At 55.4% G+C, this 16,380-nt stretch carries 14 protein-coding genes; 6 read left to right on the forward strand and 8 right to left on the reverse strand.

Annotation, left to right across the window (positions count from 1 at the left end; genetic code table 11):
- The first annotated feature begins 8 nt into the window (after positions 1-8).
- From ACT3RP_RS15430 to ACT3RP_RS15455, 6 genes are all read left to right on the forward strand, one after another.
- Positions 9-869: a branched-chain amino acid ABC transporter permease gene (locus ACT3RP_RS15430; protein ID WP_483394122.1), complete on the forward strand. Its 861-nt coding sequence runs from the start codon at positions 9-11 to the stop codon at positions 867-869.
- Positions 870-881: 12 nt separating this feature from the next.
- Positions 882-1,949 carry a branched-chain amino acid ABC transporter permease gene (locus ACT3RP_RS15435; RefSeq protein ID WP_483394123.1) on the forward strand — a complete coding sequence of 356 codons (1,068 nt, stop codon included), beginning with the start codon at positions 882-884 and terminating at the stop codon, positions 1,947-1,949.
- Positions 1,950-1,952: 3 nt separating this feature from the next.
- Entirely contained in the window at positions 1,953-2,720 is a 768-nt protein-coding gene (locus ACT3RP_RS15440; protein WP_483394124.1) for an ABC transporter ATP-binding protein, read from the forward strand.
- Complete coding sequence (locus ACT3RP_RS15445) at positions 2,717-3,448, forward strand: ABC transporter ATP-binding protein (protein ID WP_483394125.1); 732 nt, start codon at positions 2,717-2,719, stop codon at positions 3,446-3,448. The genes ACT3RP_RS15440 and ACT3RP_RS15445 overlap by 4 nt, the downstream gene beginning before the upstream one ends.
- Before the next feature lie 81 nt (positions 3,449-3,529).
- The gene (locus tag ACT3RP_RS15450; protein ID WP_483394126.1) at positions 3,530-4,729 is read left to right on the forward strand and encodes a benzoate/H(+) symporter BenE family transporter; all 1,200 of its coding nucleotides are present in this window, start codon (positions 3,530-3,532) and stop codon (positions 4,727-4,729) included.
- Between the two features lie 37 nt (positions 4,730-4,766).
- Positions 4,767-5,570, forward strand: a complete 804-nt coding sequence (locus ACT3RP_RS15455) for a universal stress protein (RefSeq protein ID WP_483394127.1) — start codon at positions 4,767-4,769, stop codon at positions 5,568-5,570.
- A gap of 22 nt (positions 5,571-5,592) precedes the next feature.
- Here the strand turns inward: ACT3RP_RS15455 and ACT3RP_RS15460 are convergent, their stop codons facing one another.
- From ACT3RP_RS15460 to glyA, 8 genes are all read right to left on the reverse strand, one after another.
- Positions 5,593-6,495, reverse strand: a complete 903-nt coding sequence (locus ACT3RP_RS15460) for a LysR family transcriptional regulator (RefSeq protein WP_483394128.1) — start codon at positions 6,493-6,495, stop codon at positions 5,593-5,595.
- A gap of 388 nt (positions 6,496-6,883) precedes the next feature.
- Positions 6,884-8,266, reverse strand: a complete 1,383-nt coding sequence (locus tag ACT3RP_RS15465; RefSeq protein WP_193063142.1) for an L-serine ammonia-lyase — start codon at positions 8,264-8,266, stop codon at positions 6,884-6,886.
- Between the two features lie 163 nt (positions 8,267-8,429).
- Entirely contained in the window at positions 8,430-9,296 is an 867-nt protein-coding gene (gene purU, locus ACT3RP_RS15470; RefSeq protein ID WP_483394129.1) for a formyltetrahydrofolate deformylase, read from the reverse strand.
- A gap of 66 nt (positions 9,297-9,362) precedes the next feature.
- Positions 9,363-10,013, reverse strand: a complete 651-nt coding sequence (locus tag ACT3RP_RS15475; RefSeq protein ID WP_483394130.1) for a sarcosine oxidase subunit gamma — start codon at positions 10,011-10,013, stop codon at positions 9,363-9,365.
- Positions 10,006-13,047, reverse strand: coding sequence for a sarcosine oxidase subunit alpha family protein (locus ACT3RP_RS15480; RefSeq protein WP_483394131.1), 3,042 nt, complete (start codon positions 13,045-13,047; stop codon positions 10,006-10,008). The genes ACT3RP_RS15475 and ACT3RP_RS15480 overlap by 8 nt, the downstream gene beginning before the upstream one ends.
- On the reverse strand, positions 13,044-13,433 hold the full coding sequence (locus ACT3RP_RS15485) for a sarcosine oxidase subunit delta (RefSeq protein WP_483394132.1): 390 nt from the start codon (positions 13,431-13,433) through the stop codon (positions 13,044-13,046). The genes ACT3RP_RS15480 and ACT3RP_RS15485 overlap by 4 nt, the downstream gene beginning before the upstream one ends.
- A 12-nt stretch (positions 13,434-13,445) precedes the next feature.
- A complete protein-coding gene (locus tag ACT3RP_RS15490; protein ID WP_096276966.1) occupies positions 13,446-14,696 on the reverse strand; it encodes a sarcosine oxidase subunit beta family protein in 1,251 nt (416 codons plus the stop codon).
- 45 nt (positions 14,697-14,741) lie between these two features.
- Positions 14,742-16,073: a serine hydroxymethyltransferase gene (gene glyA / locus ACT3RP_RS15495; RefSeq protein ID WP_096276969.1), complete on the reverse strand. Its 1,332-nt coding sequence runs from the start codon at positions 16,071-16,073 to the stop codon at positions 14,742-14,744.
- Positions 16,074-16,380 lie beyond the last annotated feature (307 nt).

The following is a 16,380-nucleotide window of genomic DNA, read 5'->3' on the forward strand; positions in this document are numbered from 1 at the left end:
GGGATCTTATGGATCTCGCATTTTTCAGCGTACAGCTACTTAACGGTCTGCAGTACGGCCTGCTGCTTTTTTTGATTGCCAGCGGTTTGACGTTGATTTTCGGCATCATGGGAATCATCAATTTGGCTCATGGCGCCATGTATATGATTGGTGCCTATTTGGTTTACGACCTTACCCTACGGCTGGGCAATTTTTGGCTGGCCATTATGGCAGCTATCCCCATCGCTATTGCATTGGGTCTTATCATTGAGCGCCTGTTTCTGGATACGCTTTATAAGCGCGATCACCTCTATCAAGTGCTACTGACCTTCGGGCTAATTTTAGTGCTCAACGAAGCGCAGCGGATTATCTGGGGTGGGAATGTGCATCGTGTTGCGGTGCCTGCGCCGTTTGATACCAGTATTCAATTGACCGACAACCTGCAGTACTCGGTATATCGTCTCTTTGTGATGGGCGTCTGCTTAGCGTTAGCTGGGGTGGTTTATTGGGTTATGCGCCATACACGGCTGGGTATCATCATTCGCGCCGGCGCGGTTAATCGCGACATGGTTGAAGGGTTAGGAATCAACGTCCGCACTCTCTTCACGATTATCTTTAGCGTGGGAGTGGCGCTTACCGCTTTCGCGGGAATGATCGCCGCGCCGCTCACATCGATTGCACCGGGCATGGGCGATAGCATTCTCATCACTTGTTTTGTGGTCGTCGTTATCGGCGGTATTGGTTCTATTAAAGGGGCCTTTTGGGGAGCCATTATTATTGGCATGGCTACCACCTTCGGTGCGGTGCTGATCCCAAGCCTTGCCAGTATGGTGATCTATCTGATTATGGCAGCGGTATTGCTGGTCAAGCCGCGTGGCTTTTTCGCGTGAGGAGAATAAGAAATGTTACATAGATATCCCAAGCGCGTTGCGTTCATTATGCTGACTTTAACGGCGTTGGTAGCTGCTTTTCCTCTATGGGGAGAAACCGTATTCGGTAACCAAGCCAACTTCATGTTAGAGAAACTAACCCTCATGTTAATCCTGGCGCTGTTTGCCATGAGCCTGGATCTGTTGGTTGGCATCGTGGGCTTGGTCAGCCTGGGACATGCGCTTTTCTTCGGTTTGGGAGCTTATACCCTTGCGTTAGCCAGCCCCGATTTTAGTCCGACGTCAATGTGGTGGATGCTGCCGCTGGTCATAGGTGTTTCTGCTTGTATCGGCTTAATAGTCGGCGTGCTGGTAATCCGTACCAAAGGCATCTTCTTTATTATGACTACCCTGGCATTTGGCCAGATGCTCTATTACTTCATCAGTACGTCTCAGTTTGCTGGAGGCACTGATGGCGTCTTTATTATGTTCCGGCCCAGCGTCGCGATAGGCGAGCACACGTTGGTAGATCTTGATAACCCTTATAGTTTTTTCTACTTCTGTTTGGGCATGTTGTTGGTCGGATACTTCTTTTTACGCTGGCTGACACGCTCCTACTTTGGTCAAGTGCTCGACGGTATTCATGACAATGAGCATCGTATGCAGGCCTTAGGCTATGCCACCAGCGGGTACAAACTGGTTGCCTTTGTTATCGCTGGGGTGATGGCGGCAATTGCTGGCATGTTAGCCGCCATGCAGTACGGCTTCGCTAATCCAGCACAGCTTGGCTGGCATACCTCTGGCGAAGTGCTAATGATGCTTATTCTAGGCGGCATGGGTACCGTCTTTGGCCCCATTCTAGGTGCCTTCGCTTACGAAATTCTGCTTTATCTCTATGAGCATATAACTACCCACTGGCCGATCCTGATGGGGCTGACCATTATCATCGCCGTACTGGTGCTTCCACGGGGTATTGCGGGCTTGATTATCGCACCGCCCTGGCAGCGCAAGCGCCAAACAGTCTCTGAAATAGGGTCTAAACAAGAGAAAATACCACTAGCTGTCGCCTCTCTACCTGCTACAAAGTGTAAGGAGAGCTAAGCCGTGCGCGATGAAATTGTCTTGGCAACCCATGGTTTGACCCGGCGCTTTGGTGGTTTAGTAGCGGTTAACGAGGTTGATTTTGATGTTAAGGCCCATGAGATTCACGCCATCCTGGGGCCGAACGGGGCGGGTAAAAGCACCCTTATTAACTTGCTATCTGGCGAGATACCTCCCTCGGAAGGAAAGGTGCTTTATCACAATCAGCCGATTCAGGGAAAAAGCGCACGCCAGATCGCCCGCATGGGTATTGGCCGCAGCCACCAAAAGACCAACATCTTCCCTCGCCTCAGTTGCCTGCAGAACTGCGAACTGGCTGCGCGTATCCATATGGGGGGCGTTTTTGGTAGCTGGCGTTCGCGTCAAACCGCACAGCAGGTGAGCGAGCGAGCTCAGGAGGTGCTGGATACTTGTCAACTGAACCACCGCGCTTACACGACGGCGTCATCCATGAGTTATGGCGAACAGCGCCAACTGCAGATTGCGATGGTGCTGGCGACGGCGCCGTCGCTGATGCTACTCGATGAGCCGATGGCGGGGATGGGGCTTGAGGAGACGGCTCAAGTCACTGAACTGCTTGCGAGTCTAACGAATCGCTACACGCTGGTATTGATTGAGCATGATATGGATTCGGTCTTCCGCTTGGCTGATCGTATTACTGTGATGGTCGATGGCTGTGTGTTGGAGAGTGGGCCGACAGAACAGATACGCACCAGTGAGAAGGTACGCGATGTCTACCTGGGGCGTCATGATGAGGGAGCAACCGCATGAGCGCAGAGCAAATAAGTACGCCATTGATTGACGCCAAAGGACTGCATACTTATTACGGTGAGAGCCATATTTTGCATGGAGTAGATTTGACCTTGATGCCCGGCGAGACGCTGAGTCTTTTGGGACGCAACGGTATGGGTAAGACGACGACCCTGAAGTCAATATTGGGTTTTGCTCCGCCGCGTCGTGGCGACGTCTTTATTAAGGGTATCTCCGCTGCGAAGCGACGTCCTTGGCAACTGATTCGTCAAGGGATCGGCTACGTGCCGGAGGGGCGCGGCATTTTTCCTGGTATCAGTGTACGTGAGCATCTGATTATGGCGGCACGCCCGAATGATCGGGGAGAGTCTCCGTGGACGCTGGAGCGCGTTTTGGATACGTTTCCACGCTTGGGTCAACGTATCAACCACGATGGTTCTTTTCTCTCGGGCGGCGAGCAGCAGATGCTCTCTATTGGCCGCGCGCTAACCACAAACCCTGACCTAATGATTCTTGACGAGGCGACAGAAGGACTCGCGCCGCTGATTCGAGATGAAATTTGGAAGATCATCCGCGACATTAAAGCAACCGGAATTTCTACCATTATCGTCGATAAAAATATCGATAACCTCATGAATATAGCAGAAAAACACCTGCTTCTGGTCAAGGGAGAAGTAGTTTACAGCGGTGATTCCCAGGGGCTAAGGGATAATCCTTCAATTCTTGAGATCCATCTCGGCGTTGCCTGACATAGCCCCGGTAAGCAAATGCTTGCCGGGGCTAATGTGGTGGCTACTCGTTAAACTCACTGATACGGGGAAATCTGCTGTATGCAACTGCTAAAGCAATTTCACAAAGACTGGTCAATTCCGGCGATCACTGCTGGCTTTGTGGCAGTGCTGGTGTCTTACTCAGGCCCCCTAGCCATTTTTTTCCAGGCGGCTCAGAGCGCTGAAATATCCAGCTCTATGATGACATCCTGGGTCTGGGCCATTTCCATCGGCTCAGCTATCTCGGGTATTTTGCTTAGCCTGTGGTTGAAGGTACCAGTGGTGACTGCTTGGTCAGCGCCTGGCACTGCACTATTAGTTACCTTGTTTCCAGAATTATCACTAAACGAAGCGGTAGGTGCCTATCTGACGGCAGCGGTTATTCTTTTCCTAATCGGTGTGACAGGCTCTTTTGATCGCATTATCCGGATGATACCCCCAGGTATCGCCAGCGCGATGATGGCAGGCATTCTCTTCCAGTTTGGAGTGGGAATCTTTGTCTCATTGGAGAGCGTACCAGCGCTGGCCATTGGTATGATTATCGCTTACCTGATTTTTAAACGACTTACGCCGCGCTATAGCCTGGTGCTGCTTTTAATCGCAGGTATTACCTTGGCGGCCTTATTAGAAGGCGCAAGCCTAGAGGGTGTGACGCTTCAGCTTGCAAAGCCCCAGTTTATTCGTCCCGAGTGGTCTTGGAACGCGACGTTGAGCCTGGCCATTCCGCTGGTTCTGGTGAGTTTGACAGGCCAATTCTTGCCTGGCATGGCGATTTTGCGCACTTCTGGATACTCCACTCCGGCCAAGCCAATCGTTATCGTAGCCAGTTTAACGTCATTTTTTACCGCTTTTTTCGGCGGTATTACCACAGTGATCGCAGCGATTACGGCAGCAATCTGTACCAGTAAAGAAGCCCACGAAGACCCTGAAAAGCGTTATGTCGCAGGCGTAGCAAATGGGGTTTTCTACCTATTCGGCGGCATCTTTGCGGGCACCATTGTGGCGTTATTTACTTCGTTGCCGGGAGAGTTTGTAGCAGTACTCGCAGGGTTGGCTCTGATTGGTGCCATTACTAGCAATATAAGCTCATTTGCCGCTGAAAAGAGCCATTTGGAAGCCTCTGTCATTACTTTCATTGCCACAGCGTCTGGCGTCAGTTTTTTGGGACTAGGCTCTGCCTTTTGGGGCGTCGTCGTTGGAGCGCTCGCCTATAACCTGCTGCATCGCCGTTTTAGCTCGCTTAACTATAAAGCCCAATAATAGAAGAAACTACTTAAGCGGTAGTGGGAGTGTAATAATGGAACAGATCGTTGTAGCGATTGATGATAGTAAAGACTCATTACATGCCCTGAAATTTGGCCAGCAGTTTGCAGCCCAACTGGGCGTGAGTGTCAGCGCTATTTCGGTGGTGCCGGTGCTGGACGAGATTGCTTCCCTGTGCTCAAAACTGCAGGAGCGTCTCGCGGCGCATCATACTGAAATAACCTCTATCGATGTTGTTGCTCATGATAGCGCCAAGGCGTATCTCGGTGAGCTTGCCAGCCGCGAGGATATCGGTCTATGCATGATGGCTCATTGCCGCCGCCCAGTGCTGGAAATGCTCATAGGCAGCGTAACGGCAGGTGTTGTGCGCCGAGCCCACCGGCCGGTGTATTTATGCGGGCCTCGCTATGATAGCCGTATCCACCAGCGAGTTGATGTATTAGCCGTTTGCGTCGATGGCTCTAAACTATCCGAGCAAATTTTGCCTTATGCATCAGCTCTAGTGAAGCGTTTGGGGGCTCGTTTGCAACTGCTCCAAGTGCTGGGTATCTCTGCCGCCAGAAAACCAACGACGTTAGGGCACACCGATGTAATGGAGTCGGTTTATTTGACTGCAATTGCACGACGTATTAATAGTGAGCAGGCACTCGACGTCGACTGGGAGGTACTGCATGGCGACCCGGCTGATTCTATCATTAGCTACTTGGCAGGTAGCCATAATATCATGCTGGCAATGACTACCCATGGGCATAGTGGCCTTTCACAGGTGGTGGCTGGCATCGTAAGCCATGAAGTGCTTCACGAAGCTTCTTGCCCTGTAGCAGTGCTACGGCCATAAAGGGCCCCATGAAAGACAGTTGCTATGGATAGCGACCAGTACGGCGATTTTCGACAAGCACATCTAGAATAGCATTGGCTTTTTGCATAAGTGAAGAGGGTTTTTCTCCCCGTCGACGGCTACAGATAACGGGAGAAGAGATAGTTTTGTCGGCCAATGCTACGTAGGAAATACCTTCGCGTTGAACACGCTTGACTTGCTCTGGAACCAGCGTAATGCCGATGCCTGAAGCCACAAGGCTAAGCGCTGTCTGAACCTCGAGTGCTTCCTGGACTACCTCAACTTTTAATCCTTGGCGACGAAAAATTCCCAGCACCATATCTGCCAAACTAGGGCGCGGTTTTGCAGGAAAAAGGATTAGCGGGTAGCGTGCCAGTTCTTCACAGCTAGGCATAGTGCCCTCTAATGGGTGCCCGCGAGGCAGCGCTGCAATTAACGGCTCATCAAAGAGGATTTCTTGATCAACGTCAGGATCATCGATGCGTAAACGCCCAAACCCCATATCGATGCGGCCCGCCTTGAGTGCTTGAATTTGCTGTACCGTTGTAAGTTCTGCCAATGAGAGTTCAATATTCTCCATTTGGCGTAAGTCACGAACTAGCGTTGGTAACTGTCCGTAAAAGACGGAAGGTACAAAGCCAATGCCGAATAGAGCTCGCTTGCTACGAGCCATATGTCGTGTGGCGTCGATGGTGACTTCCACTTTTTCTAATATCTGCAAAGCATGCTGCTGAAAAAACACACCTGAAGGTGTGAGGCGTAACCCTCTGGAGCTTCGCTCAAACAATTCGGCGCCCACTTCTTGTTCTAATTGCTTGATTTGGCGAGAAAGAGGCGGCTGTGACATATGTAGTCGTTCAGCAGCACAGGTGAAATTAAGCTCTTCAGCGACAACGCAAAAATACCTCAGATGGCGTAGCTCCATGATACCTCCAAGGTATGGGCGGTAATTTAATAAAAATATGTGTTTTAAAAGGCAGCCGCTACCAAGCTAGCGTAGGTTTTGAGCATCCCGGAAAATAATTTAAGCTGGTTTAGTAGGGCACTATAAGCTACCAGTATTTAAGGACGATAAGCGAAAAAAACGACTACGACTTTAGTAAAAAGTGACAGCATGAAGGGGCTAGACAGACATACCACGCTTGGAAGGGCCAAAACGTCGTAGTACACACTGCGCATATTAAAAACGCAACGTTAGATAAGATTCTTGATAGTTACGGGCTGAGCTTAGTGCCCAAGCATGGCTTGGGCTATTAATGAACAAAGCGCTAGATAGTATTTTAGCTCAGAAATGTATAGCTAAAGCGCACGCTCTAACACTCAATGGCATTAACGGCCAATCCGCCCTTGGACGTTTCCTTGTACTTATCCAGCATGTCTTTTCCGGTGTCGCGCATCGTGCGGATGACTTTATCTAGGGAGATAAAGTGGGTGCCGTCGCCGCGCAGGGCCATCTGGGCGGCGTTGATCGCCTTGACGGTGGCAATGGCATTGCGCTCGATGCAGGGCACCTGAACCAGGCCGCCCACCGGGTCACAGGTCAGCCCCAGATTGTGCTCCAGGCCGATTTCGGCGGCGTTTTCGACCTGCTCAGGCGTGGCGCCCATGACTTCAGCCAAGCCCGCGGCGGCCATGGCGCATGCCGAGCCCACTTCGCCCTGGCAGCCTACTTCGGCGCCGGATATGGAGGCGTTCTTCTTGCATAGAATGCCGATTGCGCCGGCCGTAAGCAGGAAGTCCACCACGTTGCGCTCGCTGGCACCCGCCTGAAACTTCATGTAGTAGTGCAGCACGGCGGGAATGATCCCCGCTGCGCCGTTGGTTGGGGCGGTGACCATACGCCCACCGGCGGCATTCTCCTCGTTCACGGCGAGTGCGAAGATATTGACCCATTCCATAGCGGAAAAGGTAGAGGCAATCAGGCAGTCGTTCTGCTCGGCCGCCTGCAGGCGTTGGTGAAGCTGCCTTGCCCGGCGCTTGACGTTAAGCCCGCCGGGTAAGATTCCTTCATGGATTAGCCCGTTATCAATGCACTCGCACATGACCTGCCAAATGCGCCAAAGTTCGTCTCTGACCTCCTGCTCGCCGCGCCAGGTTTTCTCGTTTTCCAGCATCAGGCGGCTAATGCTCATGTTTTCGCGTTTGCACATGGCCAGAAGCTCTTCCGCGGAGTTGAAATCGAAGGGGATCTCGGCCGTATCCATGTCTTCAAGCTTGGCATCTACCTGATTCTGATCGACCACAAAGCCGCCGCCTACCGAGTAATAGGTATTGGCGGTCAGCAGGCTGTCGTCCTCAGCAAAGGCACAAAGCTTCATGGCATTAGGGTGGTGGGGCAGGCTCTCTTCATGAAAGATAATGTCCCGATCCCAAACAAAAACAACATCTTTCTGGCGGCCCAGCGACAGGCCGCGAGTGTCTTTTAACGCCTCTACGGTCGGCAAGATAATCGAGGGGTCGATGGTGTCAGGCCGCTCTCCCAACAAGCCCATGACAATGGCGTGGTCGGTTCCATGGCCAATGCCTGTGGCGGAAAGCGAGCCATACAGGTGCACTTCCAGGCGGCCCACCTGGTCCAGTATCTGGCTATCGCGCAGAACCGTCGCAAACTTGAAGGCTGCCATCATGGGGCCGACTGTATGCGAGCTGGATGGGCCGACGCCAATCTTGAAAAGATCGAAAACACTGATAGGCATGGAAGACCTCTAATTGGGAATAAAAAAGCCGGCTCATCAGGTTTAAGACAGGATAAACATGCATTAATGCCGCATTATTTACCGATCGTCAAAACCGATGAACAGACTTAACTATTGTGTTGCTGGCTTTAGTGAAAAACGTCGCGTTATGCATGATACGCGATCAGTTGCCGAACACGACCGTGCGCCCGTTATGCAGGAAAACCCGTCGCTCAAGATGGTAACCAATAGCCCTGGCCAGCGTCAGGCACTCTATATCGCGCCCTTTGGCAACCAGGTCCTCAGGGTAGTGCGCATGATCAACCGGCTCTACCCCTTGGGCGATAATCGGCCCCTCATCAAGATCGTTATTGATGTAGTGCGCCGTGGCGCCGACCAGCTTAACGCCCTTGTCATAGGCCTGGTGGTAAGGTTTCGCGCCTTTGAAGCCCGGCAGCAGCGAGTGGTGAATATTGATGGCTCGCCCGCTCAGAAGCTCGCACATGCGCGGCGATAGCACCTGCATGTAGCGCGCCAAAATCACCAGCTCCGCCCCGGTGCCTTCAATAATATCGAGTACCTGGGTCTCTTGCTCAGCCTTGGTGTCGGGCGTGATGGGCAAATGATAATAAGGCAGGTCGTGCCAGCTCGCGAGCGGCTCAAGATCCGGATGATTGGAGATGATCGCCTTGATATCTAGCGACAGCTGCCCGGTACGGTAGCGGTAGAGCAGATCGTTTAAACAGTGATCCGCTTTGGACACAAGAATAACGACACCCGTTCGCTTGGCCGGCGGGGTCAATTCAAACGTCATGCCGAACTCAGCCGCGCGGTGTTCAAAATTTTCCTGAAACGTCTGCTCGTTGAAGGCATCAAGCTCGGGGCGAAACTCCGCCCGAATAAAGAAACGCTCGCCTAGCCGATCATCGAAGGAGTTAAGTTCGGTGATATAGCAGTACTGCTCCTTTAAAAAGCGGGTCACGACATCGACCGTGCCCAAAATACTGGGGCATTGGGCGGCAAGTATCCAGGTATCCGTCATTCGGCTCATGGCGCTTCTCTTTCATCAGCTTAATCAGTAAGTCAGGGCAGGCCAGCGATGCCGGCCTGTGGCTTATTATTGTGTGTCGATGCCATATTCCGCCGAGGCGTCAAGCAGCCAGCGGTAGCAGTAGTCGGCAAAGCTGCGGCGCACCACCAGCTCCCAGTGCGTCTCGGAAGGGCGGCGCAGGACAACGGTGGCCTTGGCAAAGACCGTGGTAACGCCCTTTCCCACCAGGAAAGCATTGGGATGCACATCGTAGGGCGTCGATTTCATCAGCACGTCGCGGGCGTTCTCGCCGCTAAGTGTCAGTACCGTCTGGCCGCCACTCGCGTTGACGATGCCGTAGTGGGCATCGCCAAGCGCATGGCGCAGCGCATTTTCCAACGCAAACTCCTCGCCGCCTGGCACGATCACCAGCCACTCATCGGGCGACAGCCACTGAATCGAGCGCTCGCCGCTGTCATCAAACGCAAGCGCGTTGGGCTTGGCCGGTAGGCTGATGCCGAGCGTTGCGCGAACCGCCTCATCCAGCACGATAGCGCCACCACGCAGCACCAGGTGGCCTAGCAAGGCTTTTTCACGCAGCACAATGCCTGTGTGTAGGCCGTTGGCGCGGGGCGCCGGGTGCTGCTGATAGCTCCACGCCAGGGGAGACTCAACTGACGGGTGACCGTCAGGCACGGTGTTGAACTCTCGCACGTTAGATACGCTCACGTTAGACATGCTGGCGTTCTCCTTTCGGGTCGATAAACACAGGGCTGACGATTTCGGCTTCATGCACCGTGCCGTCCGCCATGGGAATATACACGGCTTGGCCCATTCGCTCGTGACCACCCATCACCACGGCCAGGGCAAAGCCATGTTTGAGCGACGCACTGTAGTAACTGGAGGTTACGTGGCCTTTCATATCCATAGGAATCGACTGTTTTCCGTCAAACACGATCTGCGCGCCTTCTTCCAGCACCACCGTGGGATCCTTGGGCTTCAGGCCGACAAACTGTTTGCGATCCTGGCGGCGAGTATCCGGGCGTGACAGGGCCCGCTTGCCGATCCATGGGAAGGGCTTGTCGTAACCGATGGCCCACTGCATGCCGAGATCTTCCGGGGTCACCGAGCCGTCGGTATCCTGCCCCACGATGATCAGGCCTTTCTCGGCGCGCAGTACGTGCATGGTCTCGGTGCCGTAGGGCGTCAGGTCATACTTCTTGCCGTGCTCAAAGAGTTTTTTCCAGACGTGCATGGCGTAGTTGGCCTGCACGTTGATTTCAAACGCCAGCTCCCCGGTAAACGAGATACGGAAGATACGCGCGGGCACTTCGGCGACCGTCGCATCGCGCCAATCCATGAACTTGAAGTTCTCTTTATCAAGATCCATATCCGTTAGCTCGGAAAGCAGCTTACGCGCATCCGGGCCGGTTACGGTCATGGTCGCCCAGTGGTCGGTTACCGAATTGAAGTAGACCTGAAGCTCGGGCCATTCGGTTTGGTGCCACAGCTCCAGCCATTCCAGCACGCCTGCTGCGCCACCGGTGGTGGTGGTCATCAGGAAGTGGTTATCGCCCAGACAGCTGGTGGTGCCGTCGTCCATCAGCATACCGTCGTCTTTACACATCAGGCCGTAGCGCACGCGCCCGGGGGCTAGCTGGGCCCACTTGTTGGTATAGATGCGGCCCAGGAACTCGCGGGCATTCGGGCCTTGAATATCGATCTTGCCCAGGGTGGAGGCATCGAGAATGCCCACGCCTTCGCGCACCGCCAGGCACTCGCGAGCCACCGCTTCGTGCATGGTTTCTTTTTTACCGTTGACCGAGCGAGGAAAGTACCAGGGGCGTTTCCACTGCCCCACGTCCTCGAATTCGGCACCGTTTTCCACGTGCCACTCGTGCAGCGCGGTGTAGCGTTTGGGATCAAACAGTTCGCCGCAGTGGCGACCAACGATAGCGCCAAAGGTAACCGGCGTGTAGTTGGGCCGGAAAACGGTGGTGCCTACTTCAGGAATCGATCGACCCAGGCAGCGTGCAGCAATCGCCATACCGTTGATGTTACCCAGCTTGCCCTGGTCGGTACCAAAGCCCAGTGCGGTGTAGCGCTTGACGTGTTCGATGGATTCAAAGCCTTCGCGGGTGGCCACTTCAATGCCCGCGGCGGTGACATCGTTTTGCAGGTCAACAAACTGCTTGGGGGCACGTAGGGCGCTCTTTTCATGGGGCACCTGATAAAGTGCGCAGGCCGGGGCGTCGCGTCGCGCCTGAGTAGCCGGCAGCACGATATCCTGAGCGTTGTTCAAGCCACTTTCCAGCGCGGCCAGGCGGCCAGCGCGAGCGCCATCAGCCAGTGTCTCGCTCAACGCATAGTAACCGGCCACGCCGCCTACCGATTGCATGCCCCTGACCTTGCCGGGTATAAAGCCCAGCAGCTCATCATTCCAGACGGGCCGCGTACCGGTGTGTGAAGACAGGTGAACCACCGGGCTATAGCCGCCAGAGCTTGCGATGGTATCGCACACAAGTTCTTCGACCTTCCCGGTCACCGCATGGCGCTTGAGATCAATGGCGGAAACCCGTGCCCCGGTGACGCGCTGGTTGCCACGCGACTCAATCACGGCACTGCCGGTGATAACGCGAATACCGCTGTCGCGGGCCTGACGAACCAGGTCGCCGTCGGGGGTAGCCCGCGCATCGACAATCGCGACGACCTTGCGCCCAGCCTCTTTCCAGTCAAGCGCGGCACGATAGGCGTGGTCGTTGCTGGTGGTGAGCACCAGGCTGTTGCCGGGCACCACCGCATAGCGGCGGATGTAGTTGGAGACCGCTCCGGCGAGCATATTGCCTGGCAGGTCATTGTTGGCATACACCAGCGGGCGCTCGTGGGTGCCGCTGGCCAGCACCACCTGGGCGGCGCGCACGCGGTGCAGCCGTGCCCGCGAATCATCGGGGAAGCCCGCTTCACGAGCAGTATCGGCCAGGTGCTCGGTACGCCGCTCGTGCAGCGTGACAAAGTTGTGATCGTGATAACCGTTAGCGGTGGTGCGCGGCAACAGCATCACGGTTTCCATACCAGCAAGCTCGTTGAGTGTCTGCTTAATCCAGCGCGACGCGGCGATACCATCAAGGGTCTCGCGGCTGTCCAGCAGCGAGCCGCCCATTTCTTCTTGCTCGTCGCACAGGATAACGCGGGCGCCGGCACGGGCGGCGGTAAGCGCCGTGGCAAGACCCGCCGGGCCCGCACCAATCACCATCACATCGCAGTGATGATGCATGTGATCGTAGATATCTGGGTCGGATTCAGTGGGCGCGCGGCCCAGGCCCGCGCCCATGCGGATGTACTTCTCATAAGTCATCCACATTGAGGCAGGAGCCATGAAGGTTTTGTAGTAGAACCCCGGCGGCATGAAGTTACCACCCAGGCGGCCTACCCAGCTCATTACGTCACGCTGGACGTTAGGCCAACCGTTGGTACTACGCGCCACCAGACCGTGATACAGGCCTTGCTGAGTGGCACGGACGTTGGGCACCTGAGTGTTATCCCGGGCGCCTAGCTGGACGACCGCATTGGGCTCTTCAGCACCTGCGGCGACAATCCCGCGAGCGCGTGAGTACTTGAAGCTGCGGTTGACGATATCCACGCCGTTGGCGAGCAGTGCCGAGGCCAGCGTGTCGCCCTTAAAACCTTGGTAGCTCTGGCCGTTAAAGGTGAACTCAAGCACCTGGGAGCGATCGACGCGACCGCCGGCATCAATACGATTTTTCTGGGTCATGACGAGGCCTCCTCGTTCAGTGCCTTGCTTTCAGGGCGTGCGCCCACGGTCTGCCAGCCACCATCGGCCGTTTGAACGCCTTGTTCGTGACGAACGTTGGGCGTTGCCGACGTCATGGTCGGCTGCTCACCCATGGGGTAAGTTTCAAGAATCTCGTAGGTCACCGTGTTGCGGGTGATATTGAAAAACTTGCGACAGCCCACTGAGTGCACCCACATTTCGTGGTGAATGCCGCGCGGGTTGTTGCGGAAGAACAGGTAGTCGCCCCACTCTTCGTCGTTGGTATTGTCCGGGTCGGAGGGGCGCATCAGGTGGGCCTGGCCGCGAGCGTGGAACTCCTCTTCCTCGCGGTGCTCCTTGCAGTAAGGGCAGAAGATATAAAACATGATGGGCTCTCCTTAGTGCGCCACGCCAGCAGCGCCGTGTTCATCGATCAGCGCACCGGTATGGAAACGATCGATGGAAAAAGGCGCAGCGATGGGATGCATTTCACCTTTGGCCAGACTCGCGGCGAAAATATGTCCGGAGCCGGGGGTCGCCTTGAAGCCACCGGTGCCCCAGCCACAGTTGAAATACAGACCCTTGACCTTTGTCTTGGACAGAATCGGGCAGGCATCAGGGCAGGTATCTACAATGCCGCCCCACTGGCGGTTCATGCGTACCCGGGAGAACATCGGGAACATCTCAACGATGGCCTGAAGGGTGTGCTCAATGGTCGGGTAGCTGCCGCGCTGGCCGTAGCCTATGTAGCCGTCGATACCGGCACCGATGACCAGATCGCCTTTGTCGGACTGACTGATATAGCCGTGAACGTGGTTGGACATGGTGACGGTGTTGAGAATTGGCTTGAGCGGCTCGGAGACCAGCGCCTGCAGCGGATGCGACTCTAGCGGCAGTTTGATGCCCGCCATGTTGGCCAGCACGCCGGAATTACCCGCCGCAACACAGCCCACGGTGTTGGCTTCGATATCGCCGCGATTGGTATGGACGCCGAGCACCTTGCCGTCACGAATCTTGAAGCCGGTGACTTCGGTATTCTGCAAAAGGTCGACACCCAGCGCGTCGGCGGCGCGAGCATATCCCCAGGCGACCGCGTCGTGGCGTGCAACGCCCGCGCTCTTCTGCCAGGAGGCCCCCATGATCGGGTAGCGGGCGCGGGTGGAGATATCCAGCTCAGGCTCGATCTCCTTGATCTGCTGGGGGGTGACCACTTCACTGTCGATGCCGTTCAGGCGGTTGGCGTGAACGCGGCGTTGAATGTCGCGCATGTCCTGCAAGGTGTGGCCCAGATTGAGCACGCCGCGCTGGGAAAACATCACGTTGTAGTTTAGATCCTGGGAAAGACCTTTCCATAGATCCAGCGAGTGGTTATAGAGCCGTCCCGCTTCATCCCACAGGTAGTTGGAACGTACGATGGTCGTATTACGTGCGGTATTACCCCCGCCCAGCCAGCCTTTTTCGACCACGGCGACATTTTTGATGCCAAACTCTTTTGCCAGGTAGTAGGCGGTGGCTAGCCCGTGGCCGCCACCGCCGACGATAATGACGTCGTAGCGCTTTTTAGGTTCGGGGTTGCGCCATTGGCGCTCCCAGTTTTCGTGGTGCCCGAGCGCATGTTTGACCAGTCCGAAGCCGGAATAACGTTGCATAAAGTTTCTCCTTGATCGGCTCCGTGGAGCCCGCTGCGGCTATCGTCAGGCGACTGAGGTTGCACTATCGGCCACTTGCTCACTCGTGGTTTGGGCTTGGCCATACACCGGGTAGTGGGCGCACAGATCGGAGACATTTTCGCGCACCTGGTTTTCTACCGCCGTGGTGTCCTGCTGGTCGGTAAGTACATTCAGAATGTCGCAGATCCAGCCAGCTAACTGTTCGCAGTCCGCCTCTACCATCCCGCGAGTGGTCACCGCCGGCGTGCCGATGCGCAGACCCGACGTAACGAAGGGGCTTTGCGGGTCGTTGGGCACGGTATTCTTGTTGACCGTGATATGTGCACGCCCAAGTGCCGCATCGGCATCTTTACCGGTAATGCCTTGCTTGATCAGCGAGACCAGGAACAGGTGATCGTCGGTACCGCCGGAAACGACGTCAAAGCCGCGCTCAACGAAGACACGGGCCATGGTGCGGGCGTTTTCGATGACCTGGCGCTGATAGTTGACGAAACCCTGATTCATGGCCTCCTTGAACGCGACGGCCTTGGCGGCGATCACATGCATCAGCGGGCCGCCCTGCTGGCCGGGGAATACCGCGCCGTTGAGCTTTTTGTACAGCGTCTCGTCGCCATCGGCCGACAGAATCAAGCCGCCGCGCGGGCCGCGCAGTGTCTTGTGAGTCGTGGTAGTTACGACATGAGCGTGGGGCAGCGGGCTTGGGTAGAGCCCGGCGGCCACCAGCCCGGCTACGTGGGCCATATCAACCATCAGATAGGCACCAACTTCATCGGCGATGGTGCGAAAACGACGCCAGTCAACGACCCGTGAATAGGCCGAAAAGCCAGCAATGATCATTTTCGGCTGATGCTCGCGCGCCAGACGATCGACTTCTTCGTAGTCGATCTCACCGGTGCCTTCAACCAAGCCGTACTGGATAGCGTTGTAGTGCTTGCCCGAGAAGTTCGGCGCCGCGCCATGAGTCAGGTGGCCGCCGTGGGCCAGACTCATGCCTAGGATGGTGTCGCCGGGGCTTACCAGCGCCATGAACACAGCCGCATTGGCTTGAGCGCCGGAGTGGGGCTGTACGTTGGCATAATTGGCGCCAAAGAGACTACATGCCCGCTCGATCGCCAGCGCTTCAACCTTGTCGACGAATTCACAGCCGCCGTAATAGCGCTTGCCCGGATAGCCTTCCGCATATTTGTTGGTCAGCTGAGTGCCCTGGGCTTCCATGACCAGTTTGCTGGTGTAATTCTCAGAAGCAATCAGTTCGATATGGGCTTCTTGACGCACTGTCTCTTCAGCAATTGCCGAAGCAAGTGCTGTGTCGTAGTTAGCCAAGCGGGCGTCGGGAGAAAAATTGTTGTGAGCCATCTGCGTCTCCATGCTAGTCGCTTTTTTCGATACGGAAGTCTTTTAGCGTCGGTAATCACATCACCGATCAACGCTATCCTGCAGCGATAGTATCGTTGGGCCTTTCCCCCAAGATGCTTGCCGACGTCACCGCTCGGCGTATTTGCGACATTGGCCTGAATTTTTTATGGGGCTTTATGAGGCGTCGCCCATTTATTGTTCGACGTCGCTTATGAGTAATTGTGGGGGGGCCGGGTGCGTCATGCTGCGGCAACAGGTTGATGTTTTTAGTTGGCCTGCTTGTTCGGAAGCACTTTTCGCAGGTGCT

Source organism: Halomonas sp. AOP5-B2-8, from assembly GCF_052376475.1.
In the GTDB taxonomy this organism is placed as follows: domain Bacteria; phylum Pseudomonadota; class Gammaproteobacteria; order Pseudomonadales; family Halomonadaceae; genus Vreelandella; species Vreelandella casei.

Excerpts from the sequence above, each read along its gene's own strand:
- ACT3RP_RS15455 (WP_483394127.1), top strand. The coding sequence starts at position 4,767 with ATGGAACAGATCGTTGTAGCGATTGATGATAGTAAAGACTCATTACAT.
- ACT3RP_RS15435 (WP_483394123.1), top strand. The coding sequence starts at position 882 with ATGTTACATAGATATCCCAAGCGCGTTGCGTTCATTATGCTGACTTTA.
- ACT3RP_RS15430 (WP_483394122.1), top strand. The coding sequence starts at position 9 with ATGGATCTCGCATTTTTCAGCGTACAGCTACTTAACGGTCTGCAGTAC.
- glyA (WP_096276969.1), bottom strand. The coding sequence starts at position 16,073 with ATGGCTCACAACAATTTTTCTCCCGACGCCCGCTTGGCTAACTACGAC.
- ACT3RP_RS15490 (WP_096276966.1), bottom strand. The coding sequence starts at position 14,696 with ATGCAACGTTATTCCGGCTTCGGACTGGTCAAACATGCGCTCGGGCAC.
- ACT3RP_RS15450 (WP_483394126.1), top strand. The coding sequence starts at position 3,530 with ATGCAACTGCTAAAGCAATTTCACAAAGACTGGTCAATTCCGGCGATC.
- ACT3RP_RS15460 (WP_483394128.1), bottom strand. The coding sequence starts at position 6,495 with ATGGAGCTACGCCATCTGAGGTATTTTTGCGTTGTCGCTGAAGAGCTT.
- ACT3RP_RS15485 (WP_483394132.1), bottom strand. The coding sequence starts at position 13,433 with ATGTTTTATATCTTCTGCCCTTACTGCAAGGAGCACCGCGAGGAAGAG.
- ACT3RP_RS15465 (WP_193063142.1), bottom strand. The coding sequence starts at position 8,266 with ATGCCTATCAGTGTTTTCGATCTTTTCAAGATTGGCGTCGGCCCATCC.
- purU (WP_483394129.1), bottom strand. The coding sequence starts at position 9,296 with ATGAGCCGAATGACGGATACCTGGATACTTGCCGCCCAATGCCCCAGT.
- ACT3RP_RS15480 (WP_483394131.1), bottom strand. The coding sequence starts at position 13,047 with ATGACCCAGAAAAATCGTATTGATGCCGGCGGTCGCGTCGATCGCTCC.
- ACT3RP_RS15475 (WP_483394130.1), bottom strand. The coding sequence starts at position 10,013 with ATGTCTAACGTGAGCGTATCTAACGTGCGAGAGTTCAACACCGTGCCT.
- ACT3RP_RS15445 (WP_483394125.1), top strand. The coding sequence starts at position 2,717 with ATGAGCGCAGAGCAAATAAGTACGCCATTGATTGACGCCAAAGGACTG.